This is a genomic window from Ruegeria sp. CE9 (assembly GCF_056537425.1).
The window spans coordinates 49,850-74,203 of record NZ_JBQFRO010000012.1 but is presented as its reverse complement, the minus strand read 5'-3'; the positions used below and the strand labels follow the sequence as shown (position 1 = coordinate 74,203).

Annotated in this window: 21 protein-coding genes; 18 read left to right on the top strand and 3 right to left on the bottom strand. The window is 60.1% G+C overall.

Annotated elements, in window-relative coordinates; all coding sequences use genetic code 11:
• Positions 1-19 precede the first annotated feature (19 nt).
• From fahA to ACR0B3_RS19290, 7 genes are all read left to right on the top strand, one after another.
• A complete protein-coding gene (fahA, locus tag ACR0B3_RS19320; RefSeq protein WP_480810477.1) occupies positions 20-1,276 on the top strand; it encodes a fumarylacetoacetase in 1,257 nt (418 codons plus the stop codon).
• Positions 1,277-1,361: 85 nt separating this feature from the next.
• Positions 1,362-2,312, top strand: coding sequence for an MBL fold metallo-hydrolase (locus ACR0B3_RS19315; RefSeq protein ID WP_039541551.1), 951 nt, complete (start codon positions 1,362-1,364; stop codon positions 2,310-2,312).
• 134 nt (positions 2,313-2,446) lie between these two features.
• Positions 2,447-4,057 (top strand): FAD-dependent oxidoreductase, encoded by a 1,611-nt coding sequence (locus ACR0B3_RS19310; protein ID WP_480810476.1) that lies wholly within the window; start codon positions 2,447-2,449, stop codon positions 4,055-4,057.
• A gap of 5 nt (positions 4,058-4,062) precedes the next feature.
• Positions 4,063-4,260: a DUF2783 domain-containing protein gene (locus ACR0B3_RS19305; protein ID WP_480810475.1), complete on the top strand. Its 198-nt coding sequence runs from the start codon at positions 4,063-4,065 to the stop codon at positions 4,258-4,260.
• A 5-nt stretch (positions 4,261-4,265) separates the two neighbouring features.
• Complete coding sequence (locus ACR0B3_RS19300; RefSeq protein WP_480810474.1) at positions 4,266-4,808, top strand: VOC family protein; 543 nt, start codon at positions 4,266-4,268, stop codon at positions 4,806-4,808.
• Between the two features lie 7 nt (positions 4,809-4,815).
• Positions 4,816-5,454: a maleylacetoacetate isomerase gene (gene maiA / locus ACR0B3_RS19295; RefSeq protein WP_480810473.1), complete on the top strand. Its 639-nt coding sequence runs from the start codon at positions 4,816-4,818 to the stop codon at positions 5,452-5,454.
• Between the two features lie 87 nt (positions 5,455-5,541).
• The gene (locus ACR0B3_RS19290) at positions 5,542-5,874 is read left to right on the top strand and encodes a DOPA 4,5-dioxygenase family protein (RefSeq protein ID WP_480810472.1); all 333 of its coding nucleotides are present in this window, start codon (positions 5,542-5,544) and stop codon (positions 5,872-5,874) included.
• On the opposite strand, the gene ACR0B3_RS19285 is transcribed toward ACR0B3_RS19290, so the two are convergent.
• Complete coding sequence (locus ACR0B3_RS19285; RefSeq protein ID WP_480810471.1) at positions 5,871-7,499, bottom strand: acyl-CoA synthetase; 1,629 nt, start codon at positions 7,497-7,499, stop codon at positions 5,871-5,873. The two genes, ACR0B3_RS19290 and ACR0B3_RS19285, sit on opposite strands and share 4 nt — an antisense overlap.
• Positions 7,500-7,721: 222 nt before the next feature.
• On the opposite strand from ACR0B3_RS19285, the gene ACR0B3_RS19280 reads away from it, so the two are divergent.
• Complete coding sequence (locus ACR0B3_RS19280) at positions 7,722-9,113, top strand: aminotransferase family protein (RefSeq protein WP_480810470.1); 1,392 nt, start codon at positions 7,722-7,724, stop codon at positions 9,111-9,113.
• Positions 9,114-9,377: 264 nt separating this feature from the next.
• Here the strand turns inward: ACR0B3_RS19280 and ACR0B3_RS19275 are convergent, their stop codons facing one another.
• On the bottom strand, positions 9,378-9,911 hold the full coding sequence (locus ACR0B3_RS19275; RefSeq protein ID WP_480810469.1) for a dihydrofolate reductase family protein: 534 nt from the start codon (positions 9,909-9,911) through the stop codon (positions 9,378-9,380).
• Positions 9,912-10,140: 229 nt separating this feature from the next.
• Here ACR0B3_RS19275 and ACR0B3_RS19270 point away from each other — a divergent pair, with 229 nt between their 5' ends.
• The 7 genes from ACR0B3_RS19270 (at position 10,141) to cobT (ending at position 20,574) form a co-directional block, all read left to right on the top strand.
• Positions 10,141-10,956, top strand: coding sequence for an ABC transporter substrate-binding protein (locus ACR0B3_RS19270; protein WP_480810468.1), 816 nt, complete (start codon positions 10,141-10,143; stop codon positions 10,954-10,956).
• A gap of 1 nt (position 10,957) precedes the next feature.
• A complete protein-coding gene (locus tag ACR0B3_RS19265; protein WP_480810467.1) occupies positions 10,958-11,791 on the top strand; it encodes an amino acid ABC transporter permease in 834 nt (277 codons plus the stop codon).
• Positions 11,791-12,522 (top strand): amino acid ABC transporter ATP-binding protein, encoded by a 732-nt coding sequence (locus ACR0B3_RS19260; protein ID WP_480810466.1) that lies wholly within the window; start codon positions 11,791-11,793, stop codon positions 12,520-12,522. Before ACR0B3_RS19265 ends, ACR0B3_RS19260 begins: the two co-directional genes overlap by 1 nt.
• Positions 12,523-12,623: 101 nt before the next feature.
• On the top strand, positions 12,624-14,099 hold the full coding sequence (locus ACR0B3_RS19255; RefSeq protein ID WP_480810465.1) for a Y-family DNA polymerase: 1,476 nt from the start codon (positions 12,624-12,626) through the stop codon (positions 14,097-14,099).
• Positions 14,096-17,443 carry an error-prone DNA polymerase gene (locus tag ACR0B3_RS19250; protein WP_480810464.1) on the top strand — a complete coding sequence of 1,116 codons (3,348 nt, stop codon included), beginning with the start codon at positions 14,096-14,098 and terminating at the stop codon, positions 17,441-17,443. Before ACR0B3_RS19255 ends, ACR0B3_RS19250 begins: the two co-directional genes overlap by 4 nt.
• 145 nt (positions 17,444-17,588) lie before the next feature.
• Positions 17,589-18,575: a cobaltochelatase subunit CobS gene (gene cobS / locus ACR0B3_RS19245; RefSeq protein ID WP_170475680.1), complete on the top strand. Its 987-nt coding sequence runs from the start codon at positions 17,589-17,591 to the stop codon at positions 18,573-18,575.
• Between the two features lie 121 nt (positions 18,576-18,696).
• The gene (gene cobT / locus ACR0B3_RS19240) at positions 18,697-20,574 is read left to right on the top strand and encodes a cobaltochelatase subunit CobT (protein ID WP_480810463.1); all 1,878 of its coding nucleotides are present in this window, start codon (positions 18,697-18,699) and stop codon (positions 20,572-20,574) included.
• On the opposite strand, the gene ACR0B3_RS19235 is transcribed toward cobT, so the two are convergent.
• A complete protein-coding gene (locus tag ACR0B3_RS19235) occupies positions 20,571-20,732 on the bottom strand; it encodes a hypothetical protein (protein ID WP_480810462.1) in 162 nt (53 codons plus the stop codon). The genes cobT and ACR0B3_RS19235 overlap by 4 nt on opposite strands.
• Positions 20,733-20,871: 139 nt before the next feature.
• Between ACR0B3_RS19235 and ACR0B3_RS19230 the strand changes: the two genes are divergently transcribed.
• The 3 genes from ACR0B3_RS19230 to ACR0B3_RS19220 all read left to right on the top strand — a co-directional run bounded on the left by ACR0B3_RS19230 (position 20,872) and on the right by ACR0B3_RS19220 (position 24,314).
• Positions 20,872-22,044 carry an alpha/beta hydrolase gene (locus ACR0B3_RS19230; protein ID WP_170686591.1) on the top strand — a complete coding sequence of 391 codons (1,173 nt, stop codon included), beginning with the start codon at positions 20,872-20,874 and terminating at the stop codon, positions 22,042-22,044.
• A 71-nt stretch (positions 22,045-22,115) separates the two neighbouring features.
• On the top strand, positions 22,116-23,906 hold the full coding sequence (locus ACR0B3_RS19225) for an aminopeptidase P family protein (protein WP_480810461.1): 1,791 nt from the start codon (positions 22,116-22,118) through the stop codon (positions 23,904-23,906).
• Between the two features lie 63 nt (positions 23,907-23,969).
• On the top strand, positions 23,970-24,314 hold the full coding sequence (locus ACR0B3_RS19220; protein ID WP_170686589.1) for a DUF427 domain-containing protein: 345 nt from the start codon (positions 23,970-23,972) through the stop codon (positions 24,312-24,314).
• The last annotated feature ends 40 nt before the right edge of the window (positions 24,315-24,354 follow it).

Sequence of the window (24,354 nt, the reverse complement as noted above, 5' to 3'; positions counted from 1 at the left end):
AAAGACATAAGGACGCAACATGCCTTTGATGAATTCCTGGGTCGCATCGGCCAATTCCGCCGACCACCCCTTCCCCCTGAACAACCTGCCCTATGGCGTGTTCTCGACCGAAAGCACCGAGCCCCGCTGCGGTGTCGCCATCGGTGATATGATATTCGACGTGACTGCCGCAGAGTCAGACGGGTTGATCGCCCTGTCGGATGAGCCGCTGTTCGATCTGCCCTTCTGGAACCCGTTGATGGAGGAAGGCCCCGCCGTTTGGGCCGCGCTGCGCGACCGCCTGATCGCGCTTTTGGCCGAAGGCTCGGACGAACAGCATAAGGTCGAAGGCCTGCTGATCCCGCAGGCCGAGGCCGAGATGCATATGCCCTTTGCCGTCAGTGAATACACGGACTTCTACGCGGGTCGGAACCACGCCCAGAATGTCGGCACCATGTTTCGCGGCCCCGAAAATGCGCTGCCGCCCAACTGGTTGCACATACCAATCGGCTATAACGGGCGCGCCTCATCCGTGGTCGTTTCAGGCACCGATATCCGTCGCCCTTGGGGTCAGCTGAAATCCCCCGATCATGACCTACCCGCCTTCCTGCCCTGCCGCCGCTTTGATATCGAGCTTGAGATGGGCGCGATCGTGGGCACGCCCTCGGACGGTCCGATCTCGGTACAGGAAGCGGATGACCACATCTTCGGCTATGTCCTGCTGAACGACTGGTCCGCGCGTGATATTCAGGCCTGGGAATACCAGCCGCTGGGCCCGTTTCAGGCCAAAGCAACCGCAACCTCGATCAGCCCGTGGATTGTGACCAAAGCCGCGCTGGAACCGTTCCGCTGCGATACGCCGGATCGCGAATTTGCCCTGCTCGATCACCTGAAAGATTGCGGGCCGATGCTCTATGACATCGATCTGGCCGTGACCATGGCGCCCGACGGCAAAGACGCCACCACCATCGCCCGGACCAACTACCGCGAAATGTACTATTCGGCGGCGCAACAACTGGCCCATCACACCACCTCGGGCTGTCCGATGAATACCGGCGATCTGCTGGGCTCAGGCACCATTTCAGGGCCAAACAAACCCGAACGCGGATCACTGCTGGAACTCAGCTGGGGCGGGAAAGAACCACTGACGCTCGACACCGGAGAAACCCGCAGCTTCATCGAAGACGGGGACACTCTGACGCTGAGCGGCGCGGCCAAAGGCGATGGCTACACAATCGGGTTCGGAGACTGCACCGGCACCGTCCTGCCCGCGTTAAGCGATCCGTACGAAAGGTAAGCCCCTAACTTCACCTTTTCCCAAATACTCCCGCCGGAGGCATTCCAATCCAGCAACCGGCGCACCGTAAAGAAGGACCAATCACATGGCCAAAGCATTCGCGTCCCAGGGGGACATGTCGGAAAAGAAAATCAGCTTCACCGAGGTGGGTGAAGGGCTTTATGCCTTCACCGCCGAAGGCGATCCGAACTCGGGCGTGATCATCGGCGATGACAGCGTGATGATTGTCGAGGCGCAGGCGACGCCGCGTCTGGCCAACAAGGTGATCGAATGCGTGCGGTCGGTGACTGACAAGCCGATCACCCATGTGGCGCTGACCCATTACCACGCAGTACGCGTGCTGGGCGCGAGCGCCTTTGGTGCGCAACAGATCCTGATGTCCGACATGGCGCGCGCCATGGTGGTTGAACGCGGTCAGGAAGACTGGGACAGCGAATTCCAACGCTTCCCGCGCCTTTTTGAAGGGCATGAAAGCATCCCCGGCCTCACATGGCCCACCACTACCTTTAGCGATACGATGACGGTTTATCTGGGCAACCGCCGGATCGACCTGATGCATCTGGGCCGTGCGCACACTGCTGGCGATATCGTCATCCATGTGCCCGATCAGAACGTCATGTTCACCGGTGATATCGTCGAATACCACTCGGCCTGCTATTGCGGCGATGGGCATTTCAGCGACTGGGGCGATACTCTGGACGAGATCAAATGGTTCGACGTGGACGCCATCGCTCCGGGTCGGGGCGACGCTCTGGTCGGTAAGGACATGGTCAATGCGGCCATCGAGAACACTCGCGATTTCGTAGAAAGCACATACCGCCCGGCGGCCAAAGTCGCGGCGCGCGGTGGCAGCCTGAAAGAAGCATGGGACGCGGTTCGCGCCGAATGCGACCCCAAATTCGCCGACTACGCGATCTACGAACACTGCCTGCCCTTCAATGTCGCCCGCGCCTATGACGAGGCCCGCGGCATCGACACACCCCGCATCTGGACCGCCCAGCGCGATCTCGAGATGTGGGAGGCCCTGCAGGGCTAAGAATTCCGGGCCGGATTTGATCCAGATCGTGGCGGCCCGGATTTGACAGTGAAACTCTAAGACCACCCCTCCGGCGCTGTGCTGCCGGAGAACAGATGAGGTGCGCCCGCTGCACCAGAACTGGGAGAGAGACCGTGAACAAGATTTTCGAAGTTCCACTTTACGCCTACGAGGCTAGCCCGGACCAATCCGCCCCCGCACCGGTGCGCCACAAGGTCATCGTTGTCGGGGCCGGTCCGGTTGGTCTGGCCGCCGCCATCGATCTGGCCCAGCAGGGGGTAGAAGTGCTGGTGCTGGACGACAATGACAAGGTCAGCTTTGGCAGCCGCGCCATTTGTTTTGCTAAGCGTCCGCTGGAAATTCTTGATCGATTGGGCTGCGGGCAGCCGATGGTGGACAAAGGCGTTCTTTGGAACAAGGGCAAAGTGTTCTTCGACGAACGTCAGGTTTACGAGTTCGACCTGCAGCCCGACAGCGGCGATCAGCGCCCGGCCTTCATCAACCTTCAGCAATACTATTTCGAGCAGTTTCTGGTCGACCGCGTGCGTGAATTGCAGGATCAGGGCGCACCGATTGAAATTCGAGGCCGCAACAAAGTTGAAGCCGTCGGAACGCATCCCGATCACGTCAAGCTTGAGGTCGAAACGCCCGAGGGTTCCTACACGATCGAGGCCGATTGGGTCATCGCCTGCGACGGTGCGGGTTCACCTATGCGTGCCATGATGGGTAAGGATTTTGTGGGCCGGGTGTTCGAAGACAACTTCCTGATCGCCGATGTGATCATGGAGGCTGATTTCCCCTCGGAACGCTGGTTCTGGTTCGATCCGCCCTTCAACAAAGGCCAATCGGCGCTGCTGCATAAACAACCCGATGGCGTCTGGCGCATCGACCTGCAACTGGGTTGGGACATCGACAAGGAACGCGAAAAGCGCCCTGAAAACGTGATCCCACGACTCAAAGCCATGCTGGGTGAGGATGTGAAGTTCGAGCTGGAATGGGTCAGCATCTACACATTCCAATGCCGCCGGATGGAGCAATTCCGCCACGGCCGCGTGATCTTTGCAGGCGACAGTGCGCATCAGGTCAGCCCGTTCGGCGCACGTGGGGCGAACTCGGGCGTGCAGGACACCGACAACCTGTGCTGGAAGCTGAAACTGGTCATTGACGGCCAAGCGCCTGAATCTTTGCTCGACAGCTATGATCAGGAACGCATTCACGGCGCGGACGAGAACATCCTGAACTCGACCCGCTCAACCGATTTCATCACGCCAAAGTCGCAGATGTCCCGCATCCTGCGCGACGCGGTGCTGGACTTGAGCGAGCATTACGATTTTGCCCGCCCGATGGTGAATTCAGGCCGGCTCAGCGTACCTTGCGTCTATGATGGCTCGCCGCTGAATTCAGCGGATGCGTTGAACGGACCATCGCAGACGCGTCCCGGCGCACCCTGTCCCGATGCCCCGTTGGGCGCTGACTTCCTTCTGCCAAAACTGGCGGGGCAGTTCACGCTGCTGACCATCGATGCCGATGCGCCAAATGAGATGGAGGTTGACGGGATCACCGTCAAACGCCTTGCGCTTTCGGTCAAGGACGACCCAACCCTGACGCTGAAGCGCCGCTATCTGGGCGATGCGACAGGCGCGGTCTATCTGATCCGACCCGATCAGCACGTGGCCGCCCGCCGCGACACCTACGAAGAAAACGCATTCCGGCACGCGGTGCGCCGCGCCACAGGCAAGGAGTAAGCGACATGGCTGATCTGATCCTCTCATCCAATCTGACCCAGGCAGACGATTTCTATGCCGATCTGGTGGCCGCCCATGAAGGGCTTGAGAAAACCGAAAGCGATGCGTTCAACGCGCGCCTTGTGCTGGTTCTGGCAAACCACATCGGCGACAACGCGGTGCTGAAACAGGCGCTGGATGCCGCAGCCCTGAAACAGGAGTAAACCTTATGAAAATCGAACAGATTCACCACGTCGCCTATCGCTGCAAGGACGCGAAAGAGACCGTTGAATGGTACGGCAAGATGCTGAACATGGATTTCATTCTGGCGATTGCCGAAGACCATGTGCCCTCGACGCACGAACCCGATCCCTATATGCACCTGTTTCTGGATGCTGGGAACGGCAACGTGCTGGCGTTCTTTGAACTGCCCACCAAGCCGGAGATGGGGCGTGACCCAAACACTCCGAAATGGGTGCAGCATATCGCCTTCAAGGTTAAAGACCGCGATGAACTGATTGCATTCAAGGAGCATCTCGAAGCCAACGTGGTCGAGGTTCTGGGTGTCACGGATCATTCGATCTTCCATTCGATCTATTTCTTCGATCCGAACGGTCACCGGGTGGAACTGGCTTGCCCCGACCCCGAGGAAGAGGCCATGCTGGCCCGGCTGGATTCGGTGAAATGGGAGATGCTCGAAGAATGGTCGCGCACCAAACGAGCGCCCCAGCATGCCGACTGGCTGCATGCCAAGGAACTGAGCAAGGGCTAAATTCTGAATGAGCGACGTGGTTCTGTTTGACTACTGGCGATCCTCGGCCAGCTACCGAGTGCGGATCGCATTGAATCTGGCCGGCATCACCTATCGCCCTGTTGTGGTTGATCTGGTGAAAGGGGGGCATCGCGCCCCTGATCATCTGGCGCGCAATCCGCAGGGTCTGGTTCCGGTGCTGGATATCGATGGGGTTCGGCTGACCCAATCGCTCGCGATCCTCGACTATCTGGACGAGACCCGCGAACTGGGCCTACTGCCCACCGATCCGGCCAAGCGAGCCGCGGCGCGGGCATTAGCGCACAGTATCGCGGTGGATATCCATCCGGTCTGCAACCTGTCGGTTGCCAAACATGCCACCGCGCTCAGCCAAAGTGCAGGTGACATGCCCGGCGACTGGATGCGCCACTTCATCCGGCCGGGCCTGCTGGCGTTCGAATCGCTGCTGAGAGGCTTTGATCAATCCCCGTTCTGTACCGGCGACACCCCCGGTCTGGCCGATATCTGCCTGATCCCGCAGCTTTATAATGCGCGCCGGTGGGAAGTTGATCTATCCGATATGCCACGCCTGACAGCAGTCGAGGCCGTCTGCGCCGAGCATTCTGCCTTTGCCGCAGCCCATCCCGATCTTCACGCTCCGCTCTGATCCGGCGCACAGGGTCTGTGTGGCGATGCGGGTGCACAAGCGCTCGGGTCGCCCTTAGGTTTTCCGCAACGACAGACGTAGACCCCTATGCCCGAGATCACCGGTTACCACGCCCATGTCTATTTCGATGCCGATACGCAGGACACTGCACAGCAGGTCTGTGAAGAGGCCGCGCGTCTGTTTCCCACCGTGCAAATGGGCCGCATGCATGCGCGCAATGTTGGCCCTCATCCACGGTGGAGTTGCCAGCTGGGCTTTCCCTCCGGGGCCTTTGATCAGGTCTTTCCCTGGCTGATCCTAAACCGGCAAGGGCTGACCATCTTTACCCATCCAGAAACCGGCGATCACTTGGCCGATCATCGGGATCGCGCTATCTGGATGGGCGAGATGCTGCCGCTTGATTTGTCGATCTTCGATTAACCCAATTCACGCGCCCGGTCGCGCAGGATGAACTTCTGAATCTTCCCCGTCGACGTCTTGGGCAACGCCCCAAACACAACCGTCTTGGGTGCTTTGAAATGGGCCATGTGATCGCGGCAGAAAGCGATGATCTCAGCCTCATTCGCATCTGCCTGCGGTTTCAATTCAACAAATGCACAAGGCGTTTCGCCCCATTTCTCATCTGGGCGGGCCACCACCGCAGCCTCCATCACGGCCGGATGTTTATAAAGCGTGTCTTCGACCTCAACGGATGAGATATTCTCGCCCCCCGAAATGATGATGTCTTTGGATCGATCCTTCAGCGCGACATAGCCATCCGGGTGCATCACACCCAGATCGCCGGAAGCAAACCAACCGCCCTTGAAGGCCTTATCCGTCGCCTCGGCGTTCTTGAGATAACCCTTCATCACGATGTTACCCTGCATGAAGATCTCACCCATGGTTTCGCCATCCGAAGGCACAGGCTCCATCGTCTCGGGGTCAGCGACCATCAGGCCCGAAAGCGCTACGTATTTCACACCCTGACGCACCTTCAGCGCAGCGCGATCTTCCGCGCCCTTCTCGTTCCATTCGTCCTTCCAGGCGCAGACGACGGACGGCCCATAGGTCTCGGTCAACCCATAGACATGAGTAACCTCAACACCCATCCCCTCCATCGCTTCGATCACCTTGGCAGGTGGCGGGGCGCCAGCGGTCATCGCCTTAATCTGCTGCGTGAAATCCTTGAGGTGATCCGGCGCGTTGGCCAGCATGTTCAGCACAATCGGCGCGCCGCAGAAATGGGTTACGCCCTCTTCTCGGAAGGCGCGATAGATCGGCTCGTCGCGCACGGCGCGCAGGCAAACCGATGTGCCCGCATTTGCCGCCATGGTCCACGGGAAGCACCAGCCATTGCAGTGAAACATCGGCAGGGTCCACAGATACACCGAATGCTGCGGCATCCCCCATGTCAGGATATTCGACGTCGCGTTCAGTGCCGCACCCCGGTGGTGATAAACCACGCCCTTGGGGTTTCCGGTGGTGCCCGAGGTATAGTTCAGCGTGATCGCATCCCACTCATCCGCGGGCAAAGACCAGTCGAACTCCGGATCACCCTCGGCCAGCAGAGCTTCGTAGGTCAGATCGCCCAGCCGCTCGCCACCGTCAAAGCTGTCATCTTCGATATCAATCACCAGCAAGTCATGATCCACCTGCTCCAGCGCCAGTTTCACAACGCCTGAGAATTCGGGATCAACCAGCAGAACCTTGGCTTCGGCATGGTTCAGAATGAAGGCGATGACCGGCGCATCCAGCCGCGTGTTGATCGCATTCAGCACCGCGCCAGCCATGGGCACACCAAAATGCGCCTCATACAGCTCGGGAATATTGGCCGCGATGATCGACACCGTATCGCCAACACTCACGCCACGCGCGGTCAGCGCGCTGGCCAGTCGTCGGCTGCGCGCATAGGTGTCGGCCCAGCTATACCGGCGCGCACCGTAAACAACCGACGGATAATCCGGATACACCGCCGCCGTCCGCTCAAGATAGCTGAGCGGGGACAAGGGCGTAAAATTCGCAGGGGTTTTGTCCAGATGCTGCTGGTAAATTGATGTGGCTGACATCCGGCGATCCTCCCAAACTCGTCAGATTGTCGTATTGAGCACAAAGTTTGCGACATAACAAACCCGTATTAATACGCGTTTGAGCTACACTGGAGATATTCTATGGGGTAATCTGGCCCTACTTCACGCGTCTCATTCGCGTTGATCTGCAGCATCACGTCACTATGCGCCCACCGGGAGCTAAATGATTCCCTGCGCGCCCTATTTTTGAAAGGACATGTCATGGACGGCACGTTCAACGAAAACGATCTTTCCCGCGTGGTCGAGGCCGACCGCGCCCATATCTGGCATCACCTGATCCAGCATAAGCCGTTCGAAACCAATGACCCTCGCATCATTGTCGAAGGCAAGGGGATGCGTATCTGGGACCAGAAGGGCAAAGAACATCTGGATGCGGTTTCGGGTGGCGTCTGGACAGTGAACGTCGGCTATGGCCGCGAATCAATCTGCAAGGCCGTCTATGACCAGTTGATGAAGCTGTGCTATTTCGCCAACTCGGCCGGGTCGATCCCGGGGTCGATCTTTGCGGAAAAGCTGATCAGCAAGATGCCTGGGATGAGCCGCGTCTACTATATGAACTCGGGCTCTGAGGCGAACGAGAAAGCCTTCAAGATGGTCCGCCAGATCGCGCATAAGAAATACGGCGGCAAGAAAACCAAGATCCTGTATCGCGACCGCGACTATCATGGCTCGACCCTGGCAACCATGTCGGCGGGCGGTCAGGACGAGCGCACCGCGCAATACGGCCCCTTCGCACCGGATTTCGTGCGCGTGCCGCATTGCATGGAATACCGCAAGCATGAGTTGGACGGCGCGCCGGAAGAGAACTTTGGCGAATGGGCTGCGGATCAGATCGAAGAGGTCATCCTGCGCGAAGGCCCCGACACCGTTGGCGCGCTGTGCCTTGAACCGGTCACCGCAGGTGGTGGCGTGATTGAGGCACCCGAAGGCTACTGGCAGCGTGTGCAGGAGATTTGCGACAAGTACGACATCCTTCTGCATATTGACGAGGTTGTCTGCGGCGTCGGCCGGACCGGCACCTGGTTCGGTTATCAGCAATACGGCATCAAGCCCGATTTCGTCACCATGGCAAAAGGCGTGGCATCGGGCTATGCGGCCATCGCCTGCATGGTCACGACCGAAGAGATCTTTGACATGTTCAAAGACAACGCCGACGATCCCATGAACTATTTCCGCGATATCTCGACCTTTGGTGGCTGCACCGCCGGTCCGGCTGCGGCAATCGAAAACATGCGGATCATCGAAGATGAGAACTTGCTACAGAACTGTATCGACATGGGCGACCGCATGACAGGCAACCTTCAGGCGCTGATGGAAAAGCACAAGGTCATCGGCGACGTGCGCGGCAAGGGCCTTTTCCTGGGAGCCGAACTGGTCGCAGATCGCGGTACCAAAGAGCCTGTGGACGAGAAAATGGCCCAGGCGGTTGTTGCCGACTGTATGGCCCAAGGCGTGATCATCGGGGTTACCAACCGTTCGATCCCCAGCCGCAACAACACACTGTGCTTCTCGCCCGCGCTGATCGCAACGGCAGATGATATCGACCAGATCACCGACGCGGTGGATGGCGCGCTGGGTCGGGTCTTCGGCTGATCCGGCAACGCAGCCAATTAAACAGAACACCGAGACCCGCCAAATTTAGGCGGGTTTCTTATTCGGGCATCACCGTAGTCATTGCGGCTCGGGTCCGTGTGGCGCGTCGACACTTTTCTCGACTTTGCTAATACGATCTCCGAATGCTGTGATTTAGAGTTTCAAGCGTTATAGAAACTATCGTCAGACCAACCCGCCTGATTGTCCGGTAAACAGGCGAAGCGGACAAATGAACCATCTGTCCAAATGTCCGCTGCTTGTGTATTACCGCAGTTCGAATTCTTCTAGAAGATACCCATTTTCATACATTTTTGTACTTGAGCGGGTCATGGTCATTGGGCGTGAAATTTCACCAAACAGCTTGGTCCCGGCCCCTAAGACACAGGGCGCACGTTTGAGTATCAAACAGTCAATGAGGCGACTTTCAAGCATCCACCCCGCAAAATCGCCCCCGCCGCATAGGTAGACTGGCCCAGCTGCGTCGCGGGCCAATTGCCGAATTTGGTCAGTCGTTGGGCGCTTTCGCACGGCGACCTCCGCACCATCGGGCACATCCATCGTGTCAGAGAAAATGGTCGTTTCCATATGCGGATATGGATTTTGACCGGGGTTCATGCCGAAATTATAGCCAAATTCATAGGTTGCCCGCCCCATGATTGCCGTCCTGTAGGTTCCAAGCCGCGCGGCATAGTCTTCCACAACCGGTCCGTCATGGGCAAATTTCGTGATATCTCCGGCAACGCCAGAGATGAAGCCGTCCAGAGAAACGGCCACGTCATAGATAATGGGATGCATCATGTGCTCCTGTTCAATAATTTCCAAAAAAGCCGCACGGCTTCGACTGAGATGGAAATTACTTGATCACCGACAGGGCACTCCTCTTCTACGGCGACAGATAACAAGCGGGCACTTGGGGGTCAATATTGTGCGATTCCACAAAGCAGACCAACTGCCACGCATCTGCTGGACAGGCCCGACCGGCAGAACTACCGTAGCGGCAAATGTTCCAACAGAAGGATTCACTCGGATGTCCAGGACACTCACCATCGCGGCAAGTTCGGTTCTGTTACTGTCAACGGCGGCTTACGCGCAGGAGCAATGCGCTGCTGGCAAAACATTGACAGACGGCAAGTTCACCATCGCAACAGGCAACCCGGCTTATTACCCGTGGGTGATTGATGACGCGCCCGAAAGCGGCGAAGGGTTTGAGGCCGCCGTGGCTTACGCGGTCGCCGAAGAGATGGGGTTCGCGGCGGATGATGTTGTCTGGGTCCGCTCGTCCTTCGATGAGGCGATCCAGCCTGGCGCCAAGGAATTCGACGTCAACATGCAGCAATATTCGATCACGCCCGAGCGCGATCAGGTGGTCGATTTCTCTGCCCCCTACTACACCGCCCCGATGGCGGTTCTGGTCAGCCCAAATTCAACCGAAACGGCCCCAACGCTCGAAGCGTTGAAGGGTCTGCAATGGGGGGCTGTTGGTTCCACCACGGCGGTTCCGAAACTGGCCAGCATCATCCAGCCCGACAGCGATCCGTTGCTATATGGCGACAATGCGGATGTGAACGCCGCGATGACGGCCAACCAGATTGATGCGGCCCTGTTCGATCTGCCCACCGCCCTGTTCCTGAGCGCGGTGATGATCGAAGGCTCAAAGGTCATCGGCCAGTTTCCAGCGGATGAAAATGACAATCCTGATCATTTCGGAATGCTCATGGAGGAAGGCAACCCGCTGAAGGCGTGCGTGGACGAAGCGCTGGCGGCACTGGCGGCAAACGGCAAACTGGCCGAGATCGAGGCCAAATGGCTGCAGGACACCACCGGTGTCCCTCTGATCAAGTAACATGGCAGATCACAAGGCGGCGGGGATGACCCGCCGCGAACGGTATGAGGCGCACCAACGTAGACGCGCGTTGGTGATCGCCACGATAAGCACGGTCACAGTTGTGGCCGCGATTTACTTTCTGGTGCCGCTGGCTCCGGGCTGGTCGAAGGTTCAGCAGAGCTTTTTCAACGGCGAGACGCTGGTCAAAACCTTCCCGAAACTGCTTGAGGCGTTTCGGATCAACGTGATGATCTTTTTGTGGTCCGCACCGGCGATCGCGGTACTTGGCCTACTGATCGCCTTGGCACGGGATGCCAAATCGCCCGCCCTGTTTCCGCTGCGCATCTTTGGCGCGGCGTTCACCGACATTTTTCGCGGCGTCCCGGTGATCCTGACGGTCTATCTGATCGGCTTCGGCATTCCGGGACTAGGCCTGCCGCGCCCGTGGAACTCGCCCTATATCTGGGGCTCGCTGGCGCTGATCCTGACCTATTCGGCTTATGTGGCCGAGATCTTCCGCTCTGGCATCGACAGCGTCCACCACAGCCAGCGCGCCGCCGCCTTGTCGCTGGGACTGTCGGAACGGCAGGTGATGCGCGATGTGGTGTTGCCGCAGGCTATCCGCAACGTGGTGCCTTCGCAGATGAATATGCTGATCGCGCTGCAAAAGGATGTCTCGCTGCTCAGCTTCATCGGTCCGGTCGAAATCTTCCGTCAGGCGGGGGTGTTCAAGTCGCTGCTGGCGAATTTCACCCCTTATGTAGGCGCTGCGATCATCTTCCTGATCGTCACCATCCCCGCCACACGCTACGCCGATCACCTGATGGCGCGCCAAATGCGAGAGAGGCGCTGATGCCAAAACTGGAACTTCAGGGCGTGGTCAAGCGCTTTGGCGACCGCACGGTTTGTGACGGGATCAACCTGACTGTGGATCAGGGCCAAATGGTCTGCCTGATCGGCGCATCCGGGTCGGGCAAGTCGACTCTGCTGCGTTGTATCAACCTGCTGGAACCCATCGAAGACGGCGCGATCTTTTTGGACGGCGAGGATATCTCGATCCCCGGTCTGAACCCGCAATCGGTGCGCGCCCGGATCGGGATCGTGTTCCAAAGCTTCAACCTGTTTCCGCATATGACTGCGCTTGAGAATGTCATGCTCGCCCCCCGCCGGGTGCGTGGACTGACACGCGCCGAATTGCAGCCCGAGGTCGAGGCGCTGTTTGCCCGGTTCGGGCTGGCCGACCGGATGCATAATTACCCTGACCAATTGTCGGGCGGGCAGCAGCAGCGCGTCGCCATCGTACGCGCCTTGGCCATGCAGCCTGAGGTCATGCTGTTTGATGAAATCACCTCGGCCCTCGATCCCCAACTTGTGGGCGAGGTGCTGGATGTTCTGCTGATGCTAAAAAAACAGGGCATGACGATGATGATGGCCACCCATGAGATGGGCTTTGCCCGCGAAGCTGCCGACAAGATCTGTTTCCTCGACAGCGGACGGATCATTGAAGAAGGCCCGCCAGAGGCGGTGTTCGACCACCCCTCGCACCAGACCACGCAGGCCTTTCTGGCGCGGGCGTTGAAGTAAGCGCGCGGGCTCTGAATTCCTGACGATCTGGCCCTCAAGGACTCGACTCTTTGAGGGTCAAGAACATATAAGAACAAATGTAGAACATTTGGGGGTTTTATATGTTCGGCGGGATGCAGCGCCGCATCGTTTCACTCTGGTTTCCCCGGCTGGCAAGCGACCGGGCTTTGCGCCTGCGCCCGGTGGATGGGCCGTTTGTTCTGACGCTGAAACAGAACAATGCAAACCGGGTGTATTGCCTGAATGTGCAGGCCCAGCGGCAAGGCCTGCACAGCGGCATGCCCTATTCCGATGCCCGCGCCTTTTGCCCCGATCTGCAAAGCCATCCCGCCGATCCGCAAGGGGATCAGCGGTTTCTGCACGCCCTGCGCCGCTGGGCCACGCGCTATTGCCCCTGGGTCGGGCTCGAGGGTGAGGATGGGCTGGTTCTGGACATCACCGGATCGGCGCATCTTGCGGGCGGGGAAGAGATGATGCTGACCGACATGCGCAGGCGTCTGGCCCGCGCCGGGCTGGCGGTGCAGATCGGTCTGGCCCCGACACGCGGCGCGGCCTGGGCTTTGGCCCATTATGGCGAAGGGGTTGCGACCCAGGATACGCTGAAGGCCATCCGCGCCCTGCCGGTGGCAGCGCTGCGGCTGGATGAGGATACCTCGGTCGCGCTGCAACGGCTGGGCCTGCGCCGGATTGGTGAGCTGGCGCAAACCCCGCGCGCGCCGCTGACACGCCGCTTTGGCCCCGAGGTGCTGATGCGGCTGGATCAGGCGCTGGGGGATCAACCTGAACAGATTACCCCGCTGGCCGACCCGCCCCATTACGGCGTGCGCATGACCCTGCCCGAGCCCATTGGGCTACTGTCCGACATGATGGCCGGGGCGGAACGGCTGCTGGAACGGCTCTGCGACAAGCTGAAAGCGCAGGAAATGGGCGCGCGCAAGCTGTGCATCACCTTACGCCGGGTGGATCAGGACCATCAGCAGGTCGAACTGCGGCTGGCCCGCCCCTTGCGTGATCCATATCGCATCCTGCCCCTGTTCGAACGCGGGCTGGCCGAGGTGGATGCAGGCTTTGGCGTCGATCAGCTGCGGCTGGAGGCTACGCTGGTGGAACCCCTGCCGGTGCGCCAGATCAGCCGCGCCGCAAGCCGGGGCAAAGATCAACTGGATGACCTGATCACCCGCATCGGCACCCGGATCGGGCTGGAACAGGTCCACCGCCTGCTGCCCGCGCAAAGCCATATCCCCGAACGCAGCTTCATCATCTCGCCCGCCGCCTATTCCGACCCTGCAGGCGGGTGGGCCGCCCTGCGCCCGCGCCCCCTGCAGCTGTTTCCGCCGGAACCCATCGCCGGATCAGGCCCACACCCGCCGCGCCGCTTTCGCTGGCGACGCATGTCGCTGACCACAGGCCGCTCAACCGGCCCCGAACGCATCTGCCCCGAATGGTGGCTGGAAGATGAGAACTGGCGCACGGGCTTGCGCGATTACTGGCAGGTCGAAACCCGGCAGGGGCGGCGATTGTGGCTGTATTATACGCCGCAAAATCCGGGATGGTTCGTGCATGGGGAATTCGCATGACCAAACCGAACCCGCCCAGTTCCCACGCGCAGGACCCCGGCTATGCCGAGTTGTGCGTAACCACAAATTTCACCTTCCTGACCGGAGCCTCACACCCAGAAGAGCTGGTAACCCGCGCGGCAGAGCTGGGCCTGAAGGCCATCGCGATCACCGACCGGAACTCACTGGCCGGGGTGGTCCGGGGCTGGAGCGCATTGAAAGAGCTGCGGCGCGAGGCGGAAGGCGCAGTTCAAATCCGCTCGCAACACCGGCTCGATTCCTCATCCCGGCAAGAGGTCGGGCATGTGCAGCCAATCGACAAACCGGACGTACCCGCCCTGCCCAAGCTGATCGTTGGCTGCCGTCTGGTTCTGCGCGACAGCGCGGTGCACTGGCTGGCCCTGCCCCGCGACCGCGCCGCCTATCAGCGGCTGACCCGGGTGCTGACGCTGGGCAAGCGACGAGCCGAGAAAGGCGACTGCCATCTGGACCTGCAGGACATGCTGGCGGCCTGTCAGGGAATGATCCTGATTGCGCTGCCTCAGGCAGGGTTGAAACAGGCCATCCCCGATATTCAGACCGTCCGGCGGCAATTCCCCAATGCGGTCTTTCTGGGGGCGGTGCCCCGTTATGACGGCAGTGACCGGGCCTATCTGGCGGCCTGTGCGCAGGCGGCGCTGCGGGCCTCGGCCCCGATGGTGGCGGTAGGCGATGTGTTGATGCACCGTGGCAACCGTCGCCAACTGGCCGATGTGCTGACCTGCATGCGCGAACACATCACGATTGACCAGATCGGCACCCGCGCCCTGCCCAATGCCGAGCGGCGACTGAAAGGCTACGCGGATATGGCCCGGCTGTTTCAGGATCACCCCGGCGCACTGCGCCGCACGCTGGAAATCGCCGACCGCTGCAGCTTTGACCTGAGCGAGCTGTCTTATGAATACCCAGACGAGATCGCCAGCACTGAAACCCCGCTGGCGCGACTGGAACGTCTGGCGCGCGAGGGGTTGAAACGGCGCTATCCCGATGGCCCGACCGAGAAGGCCATCAACCTGATGAAAAAGGAACTGGCCCTAGTCGCGGATCTGGATTTCCCGGCCTATTTCCTGACCGTGCATGACATTGTGCAATTCGCCCGCTCGCAAGGCATTCTGTGCCAGGGGCGCGGATCTGCCGCCAATTCGATCCTGTGTTATCTGCTGGGCATCACCGATGTCAGCCCCGACATGATCGCCATGGTGTTCGAGCGTTTTGTCTCGAAATACCGGGGCGAGCCGCCGGATATCGACGTGGATTTCGAACACGAGCGGCGCGAAGAGGTGATCCAGTGGATTTACGAGAAATATGGCCGCCACCGCGCGGGCCTCTGTGCCACGGTCATCCATTTCCGATCCCGCGCGGCAATCCGCGAGGTGGGCAAGGTGATGGGCCTGTCTCAGGACGTCACCGCAGGTCTGTCCGGCCAGATCTGGGGGATGAGCAATGGCGGCGTTGATGCCGAGCGGCTGCAGGAACTGGGCCTCGACCTCAAAGACCGGCGCCTGATGCAGACGGTCCGCTTGATCGGTGAAATCATCGGCTTCCCGCGCCACCTGTCGCAGCATGTGGGCGGGTTTGTCATCACCAAGCAGCGGCTGGATGAGCTCTGCCCGATCGAAAACGCCGCGATGGAAGACCGCACCGTGATCGAGTGGGATAAGGACGATATCGACGCGCTTGGCATTCTGAAGGTGGATATATTGGGGCTGGGGATGCTCAGCTGTATCCGCAAGGCGTTTGACCTGATGCAACAGCACAACAGCGAAACCCTCAGCATCGCCACCGTCCCGCAAGAGGACACGGCAACCTACGACATGCTCTGCGCCGCTGATGCGGTGGGCGTGTTTCAGGTCGAAAGCCGGGCACAGATGAATTTCCTGCCCCGGATGCGACCGCGCGAATTCTACGATCTGGTGATCGAGGTCGCCATCGTCCGCCCCGGCCCCATTCAGGGCGATATGGTGCAACCCTATATCCGGCGGCGCAACGGGCTGGAGAAATCCGAACCTTTCGGCCCCGCCTTGGAAGAGGTGACGCGGCGCACGCTGGGCGTGCCGCTGTTTCAGGAACAGGCCCTACAAATCGCCGTGGTTGGGGCAGGTTTTTCGGCGGAAGAGGCTGACCACCTGCGCCGCTCCTTGGCTTCGTTTCGGCGCATGGGGACGATTGGTACATATCGCGACAAGTTCATCGCGGGGATGCTGAACAATGGTTATACGCCCGAGGTCGCCGACCGCTGCTTTGGCCAGATCGAAGGCTTTGCCGATTACGGCTTTCCCGAAAGCCATGCCGCAGCTTTTGCCATGCTGGCCTATGTCTCGGCCTGGATGAAATGCCACCACCCGGCGATCTTTGCCTGCGCGCTGCTGAACTCGCAGCCCATGGGGTTTTATGCCCCCGCCCAGATCGTGCGGGACGCGCGCGAGCATGGGGTCGAGATTCGTCCGGTCTGCGTCAATGCCTCGACCTGGGACAATCTGCTGGAACGCCGCGCTGACGGGGCTCTGGCCCTGCGGCTGGGTTTTCGCCAGATCAAGGGGTTCAAGCAGGAGGACGCAGACTGGATCGTGGCCGCGCGGGGCAATGGGTATCCGGACCCCGAAACGCTGTGGCTGCGGGCCGGATTGCGCCCGGATGTGCTGACCCGTCTGGCCGAAGCGGATGCGTTTTCCGGCATGGACCTGACCCGGCGCGACGCCCTGTGGCATGTCAAAGCCATCCGCAGCCGGACCGCCCTGCCGCTGTTCAATGACCCTATCGATGGCGAAAGCATCAATGAGCCGCAGGTCAACCTGCCGGTGATGCATCTGGGCGAGGAGGTTGTCGAAGACTACGTCTCGACCCGTCTGACCCTACGCTCGCACCCGATGGAGCTGTTGCGCCCCTCCATCCCCGGCCTTGTGCCCCATGCCACGCTGCAGGACATCCCGCTGGGCCGCTACAACGTGTGCGGGCTGGTGATCACACGCCAACGGCCGGGAACCGCCTCGGGCGTGATCTTTCTGACGCTTGAGGATGAAACCGGGGTCAGCAATGTGGTTGTCTGGCCCAAGGTCTATGAACGATTTCGCCGCATCGTGATGGGCGGACGGCTGCTGCAGGTCCGTGGATATCTGCAACGCGAGGGAATCGTTGTGCACCTGATCGCGCAGGAAATCACCGATATGTCGCACAAACTGTCCGAGCTTGGGCATCCGCTGGACGAAGCTATCGGCATCACCCAACCCCAAGCGGATGACACCCCGCGCCCCCGCCAGAACGGACCAAGCGCCCGCCATCCGCGTGAACAGGCCAAACGGCTGTTTCCAAGCCGGGATTTTCACTAGAACCCGCGCCAACATAAGGCCAGTTTCAAAGAAACATCCGGCTAGCGTGATCCGACCGCCTCTTTCCCTTGCCCTTGCCCGCAATATGTTGCACCACACACGGGTTCAAACCCGGTGAACGGGCCAAAGGATAAGGACAAGGCGCATGGCTGACGGATCGATCGACATCAACGCAAAACCCACCGAAGACATTTCGGTTCGTGAGGTGTTTGGCATTGACAGCGATATGGCAGTCAAAGGCTTTGCCGAGCGCAGCGACCGTGTGCCGATCATCGACCCGACCTACAAGTTCGACCCCGAAACCACGCTGGCGATTCTTGCGGGCTTTACCCATAACCGCCGGGTAATGATTCAGGGCTATCACGGCACCGGGAAATCGACCCATATCGAGCAGGTTGCCGCCCGCCTGAACTGGCCCGCCGTTCGTGTGAACCTCGACAGCCATATCAGCCGGATCGACCTGATCGGTAAGGACGCGATCAAACTGCGCGACGGCAAGCAGGTCACCGAATTCCATGAAGGCATCCTGCCCTGGGCTCTGCGCAACCCGGTTGCAATCGTATTCGACGAATATGACGCGGGCCGTGCGGACGTGATGTTCGTGATCCAGCGCGTGCTGGAGCATGACGGCAAGCTGACCTTGCTGGACCAGAATGAAATCATCACGCCGAACCCCAACTTCCGTCTGTTTGCGACTGCCAACACCGTCGGTCTGGGCGACACCACCGGCCTCTATCACGGTACACAGCAGATCAACCAGGCGCAGATGGACCGCTGGTCGCTGGTCTCGACGCTGAACTACCTCAGCCACGATGCAGAAACGATGATCGTGCTGTCGAAAGCGCCGCATTACAACACCGCCGAGGGCCGCAAGACCGTCAGCCAGATGGTCACCGTCGCCGACCTGACGCGGACCGCCTTCATGAATGGTGATCTATCCACCGTCATGAGCCCACGGACCGTGATCAACTGGGCGCAGAACGCCGAGATTTTCCGCAACATCGGCTATGCTTTCCGCTTGTCCTTCCTGAACAAATGCGACGAGCTGGAACGCCAGACGGTTGCCGAGTTCTATCAGCGCTGCTTTGACGAGGAACTGCCGGAAAGCGCGGCGAGCGCGAGCTTGGGCTAAGCAATATGAATTGCGCCCTGCGGGGCGCAATGCCTCCGGCGGAGGTATTTTTGGCCAGATGAAGGGGGATCCGGTTTCGCATTGATGCGGCGGGTCACTGCAACACAAAGGGCGTTTGAACATGGTGCAGAAGAACGACAATCCTGCTGATCCGTTCAAGAAGGCTCTGGCCGAAGCCACTAAGGTCATGGCCGACGATCCCGAATTGTCGGTGACTTACACGGTCGATCCGTCGGGCGTGTCTGGCGAGTCGATGCGATTGCCGCAGGTCTCTCGCCGCATGACACGTGAAGAAGTGTTGTTGGCACGCGGCACGGCAGATGCTCTGGCATTGCAGCGCAAGTACCACGACGACGCGACCCATGCGCGTTATGCGCCGCCGGGTGATATGGCACGCGATCTCTATGAGGCGATGGAGACCGCCCGCTGCGAAGCGATGGGCGCGCGCGATATGCCCGGTACCGCATCGAACATTGACGTCAAGATCGGACATGAGGCGATCCGGCGCGGTTATGACCAGTGTAAGCAGCCTGCGGATGCGCCATTGGCTGTGGCGGCAGGCTATCTGATCCGGCATCTGGCCACGGGCCGTGACATGCCGCCTGCGGCTGAGAATGTCATGAACCTATGGCGCGGCTTCATCGAAGAGCAAGCCGGCGGTACGCTGGAGAACCTTGACGAAATCCTCTCGGATCAGGCCGAGTTCGCCAAGTTCGCCCGCCAGATGATCAAGGACCTGGGATATGGCGACCAGCTGGGCGAAGACCCTGATGAGCTGGACGACGAGCAGGAGGATCAGGCCGAGGAAGACGCCGAAGAACAGCCCGATCCCGACAGCACCGGTCAGGATGATCAGGACGAACAGGACGCTGACGCAACCCCTGAGCAAACTCAGGAAGAGCAGCAGGACCAGTCTCAGGCCCAGGTCTCGATGGACGAGATGGCCGAAGATGAGATGGGCGATGAGGCGGAAATGCCCGAAGGCGAGGCCCCGCTGGAGCCGCCTGCCCCGCCGCCCGCGTCAGAGGCTGACCCGGATTACAAGGTTTATCTCAACACCCACGACGAAGAGATCGCAGCCGAAGATCTGGCCGAACCAGCTGAATTGGAACGCCTGCGCGCCTATCTGGACCAGCAATTGGAGCCCTTGAAAGGCGCGGTTAGTCGTCTCGCCAACAAACTGCAACGCCGCCTGCAAGCGCAGCAGAACCGCAGCTGGGAGTTCGACCGCGAAGAGGGCATTCTGGATGCCGGACGTCTGGCGCGTGTCGTGGCCAACCCGACCACGCCTCTAAGCTTCAAGGTCGAGAAAGACACCGAATTCCGCGACACGGTCGTGACGCTGCTCTTGGACAACTCGGGCTCGATGCGCGGGCGTCCGATTTCGATCGCCGCGATCTGCGCGGATGTTCTGGCCCGAACGCTGGAACGCTGCAACGTCAAGGTCGAGATCCTGGGCTTTACCACCCGCGCGTGGAAAGGCGGTCAGGCTCGCGAGGCGTGGCTAAACGATGGCCGCCCACAGCAACCGGGGCGACTGAACGATCTGCGCCACATCATCTACAAAGGTGCCGACGCCCCATGGCGGCGTGCGCGGCCCAATCTGGGGCTGATGATGAAAGAAGGCCTGCTGAAGGAAAACATCGACGGTGAAGCTCTGGAATGGGCACATCGCCGGATGCTGGCGCGGCGCGAGGCCCGCAAGATCCTGATGGTGATTTCCGATGGCGCACCGGTCGATGATTCCACGCTCAGCGTGAACCCGGCGAACTATCTTGAAAAGCACCTGCGCGACGTGATCGCCATGGTCGAAAAACGCAAGATGGTAGAACTACTGGCCATCGGCATCGGCCACGACGTGACGCGGTACTACGACCGCGCCGTGACCATCACCGATGTGGAACAACTGGCCGGAGCCATGACCGAGCAATTGGCAGCGCTCTTCGACAGTGATCCCCGCGCACGGGCACGGGTCATGGGGATGAAGCGGGCCAGCTAAGCCCGCCCGCCCTGCGCCGTCAAACGAAGCACCAGAATGACCCGCCAATTGGGCATGGTTAACGCCCTGCCCGAGGGTTCAGCGCGCGGGCGGGATATGCTTGGCCGATGGCGGGTAGCCGGGTGGTGCAATAACGCGGTGTCAAAGGGAAGCATCATCTTGATCTCCTGTCTATTGCTTCCAATGTGGTCACTATGCCGCGCGCCCGCTTGAAGGCGATCCTGAGAAACCCCCGAGAATTCCTTGGGATAATCATTGAAACTTGAGGCCTGCGCCGAAACAGAGTGTATTCAGCCCATGCGATATGAGTTTGCAGACTGTGTTCTTGATGTGGACCGCCACGTTTTGCTGCGGGGCGGCGAGACCGTGCGGGTCGAACCGCAGGTCTTTGATCTACTGGAATTGCTGGCTGAAAGCCCCGGTAAACTGGTTGTCCGAGAAGAGATCATCGATCGGGTCTGGAACGGCCGGTTTGTCTCGGATTCAACGATCAGTGCGCGCATTGCGGCAGCCCGTCGCGCCGTTGGTGATGATGGCAAATCACAACGGATCATTCGAACAATCGTTCGGCGCGGATTGCAGATGACAGCCGAGGTCAAAAGCGACGCTGGTTCAAACTCTGACGAGAACAGCCAGACCCAAAAATTACGTTATGCCCAAGGCAGCGATGGACGACCAATCCCCTACGCGCTCTCGGGCAGTGGTCACCCCGTTCTTCGCATCGGCTCGGTCATTCACGATCTGGAAGCCGAATGGCGCCTGTCTTCTGAACGCACCCGGTTGATGGATATGGCCAAGCAATTCCGCCTGCTGCGCTACAACAAGGATCACGGAGTAAGCTCGAACTCGGACCATCAAGCCGTCTTTGACCTCAGGATCCAGGAAATTCTGGCAGTGACCAAGGCCGCCGGATTCGAGCGCTTCTCGATCATCGGCGAGTTTGGGGGAACCTTCCCAGCCCTGCATTTCGCAGCGCGGCATCCGGATCGCGTTGATAAGCTGGTGATCGCTGGCGGCTGGGCCGAAGGGCGAGACCACCGGGGTGATACGAAACAACCCGATTCGATCCGAACACTGATTGCAGAAGGTTGGCAAACACCGGGCGGCGGATACGCGATGGGCTCAACGCTCAGTTACTTTCCCGATGGTCCGCTCGATGATGTCCGGCACATGGTGCAAGAGATGCAGGCGCTTTATTCGCGTGAGCAAAAGCTTTTGTATCGAGACATCGGAAACAGCACATCCGCCCTGCATTTGCTGTCCGAGATCACTTGCCCAACCCTGATCCTGCACGGACGCCACACCGAAGTTCACCCTCTGACCGAGGCACGCAAACTGGCTGCAGGCATTCCAAATGCCTCGCTTGTTATCCTTGAAACCGCCAATCAAATTCCGCTGCCCGGAAACCCCGCATACGAGATCTACATGCAAAGCCTCATCGAATTTCTTGGAGCGCCCTCGGATAGCTGATCTGGCGCTGGACATTCTTTGGCGCAGCCCTCAGGTTTCACCGCATCCAAATCCACCCGAAGAGGCCGCCCATGTTCCAAAGTTTCGAAGTGACCGCCCGCCCGGAACAAGGCCCCCCGCGACTGGCGGCCCTGCGCGAAGAATTGGCGCGCGAAGGTTTGCAGGGTTTTTTGGTCCCCCGCGCAGATGCGCATCAGGGGGAATATGTGGCCCCTCGGGATGAACGTCTGTCCTGGCTCACCGGATTCACGGGGTCTGCCGGATTTTGTGCGGCACTCACGGATGTTGCGGGGGTCTTCATTGATGGACGTTATCGCACGCAGGTGAAAGCGCAGGTCGCTGAAGACTACACGCCGGTCCCGTGGCCCGATGTCAGCCTGAGCGCATGGTTGAAAGAACAGCTACCAAATGGCGGCAAGGTCGGGTTTGACCCATGGCTTCACGCCGCTGGCCAGATTTCATCTGCACAAAAAGAGCTTGAGGGCAGCGGGGTCGAGCTGCTGCGCTGCGATAACCTCGTGGATCGGGTTTGGGCAGATCAACCCGCCCCTCCCATGAATCCGGTCAGGGTGCATCCGATTGAATTTGCGGGTGAACGCGCCGAAGACAAGATCAAACGCCTCGCCGCCGAATTGCTGAATGCGGGGCACGCGGCAGCGGTGATCACCCTCCCGGATTCGATCATGTGGCTGCTGAACATTCGGGGCTCGGACATCGCGTATAATCCGGTGGCGCATGGGTTCGCCATCTTGCACAGCGATGGCCGCCTTGACCTGTTCATGGCCGCCGCCAAACTGACCGGGTTGCAGGACCACCTGGGCGATCAGGTAACCCAACACGAACCCGATGCGTTTCTGGAAGCCGTTGGTGCACTTGAAGGCAAGGTGCAGGTCGATCCGGGCACCGTTCCACAGATCGTGGCGGATGCGCTGGGGGACAGGATGGTGGGTGGTGGCGATCCCTGCGCCCTATCCAAGGCACGCAAGAATCCGGCCGAAATCGCTGGCACGGCCGAGGCGCATCTGCGCGATGCGGCGGCCGTGGTCGAACTGCTCTGCTGGCTCGATGCGCAGGCACCCGGCACCCTGACCGAGACCCAAGTGGTCACCAAGCTGGAAGAAAGCCGCCGCAGCGACAACGCCCTGCAGGATATTTCGTTCGACACCATCGCGGGCACCGGCCCGAACGGGGCCATCATGCACTACCGCGTGACCGAGGAAACCGACAGCGCGCTGGAAAACGGTCACCTGCTGGTGCTGGATAGCGGCGGGCAATATCTGGACGGCACAACCGACATCACCCGCACGATAGCTATCGGCGATGTGGGGGATGAGGAAAAGGCGTGTTTCACCCGCGTCCTCAAAGGCATGATCGCCATGTCCATGCTCCGCTGGCCGGTTGGCCTGGCCGGGCGCGATATCGAATGCGTCGCGCGGCTGCCTTTGTGGCTGGCCGGGCAAGATTTCAACCACGGGGTCGGGCACGGGGTTGGTACATATCTCAGCGTCCACGAAGGCCCTCAGCGCCTGTCGCGGGTCAGCCACGTCCCGCTTGAGCCGGGAATGATCCTGTCGAACGAACCGGGTTATTACCGCGAGGGTGCCTTTGGCATCCGTCTGGAAAACCTCGTCGTCGTGGAAGACGCCCCCGCCCTGCCCAGCGGGGATGACGAACGTGCCATGCTGAACTGGCGCACGCTGACCTATGCACCGATTGACCGGCGCCTGATCGTGGTCGACATGCTGACACGCGAGGAACGCGCCTGGCTGAACGCCTATCACGGCGAGGTCACAGAAAAAATCCGGCCAAGGCTGGGCGACGCCGCTCAACTGTGGTTGGATGCCGCAACTGCTCCGGTCTGACACCGGATTGTTACATAGTTTGGGCAGAGGAGAGGCCCTGACACGACGAGGGAAGGAACAGGAATGACAGAGACCATCACGATCCGCAAAGCACCGGGCAAATGGAGCGTCCGCTCAGGCGGCGCCATTCTGGGTGAGACCACCGCAGCGCTGGAAGTGCAGGAAGGTGGCCATGACCCTGTAATCTATTTCCCGCGCGCGGACATCGCGATGGCCTTTCTGGACCGGACCGACAAGGTCACCCAATGCAAGCATAAAGGCGCGGCCACGCATTTCTCGATCGTGAACAAATCCTCGGTCACCGAAAACGCGGCCTGGAGCTATGAAAGCCCGAACGACGTGATCTCGGAACTCAAAGACTATCTGGCTTTCTATCCGGTCGAGTCGATCAAGGTGGAACAACTCTGATCTGCATGCACAAGCATGAGACGTGTCGTCACGGCAGTTA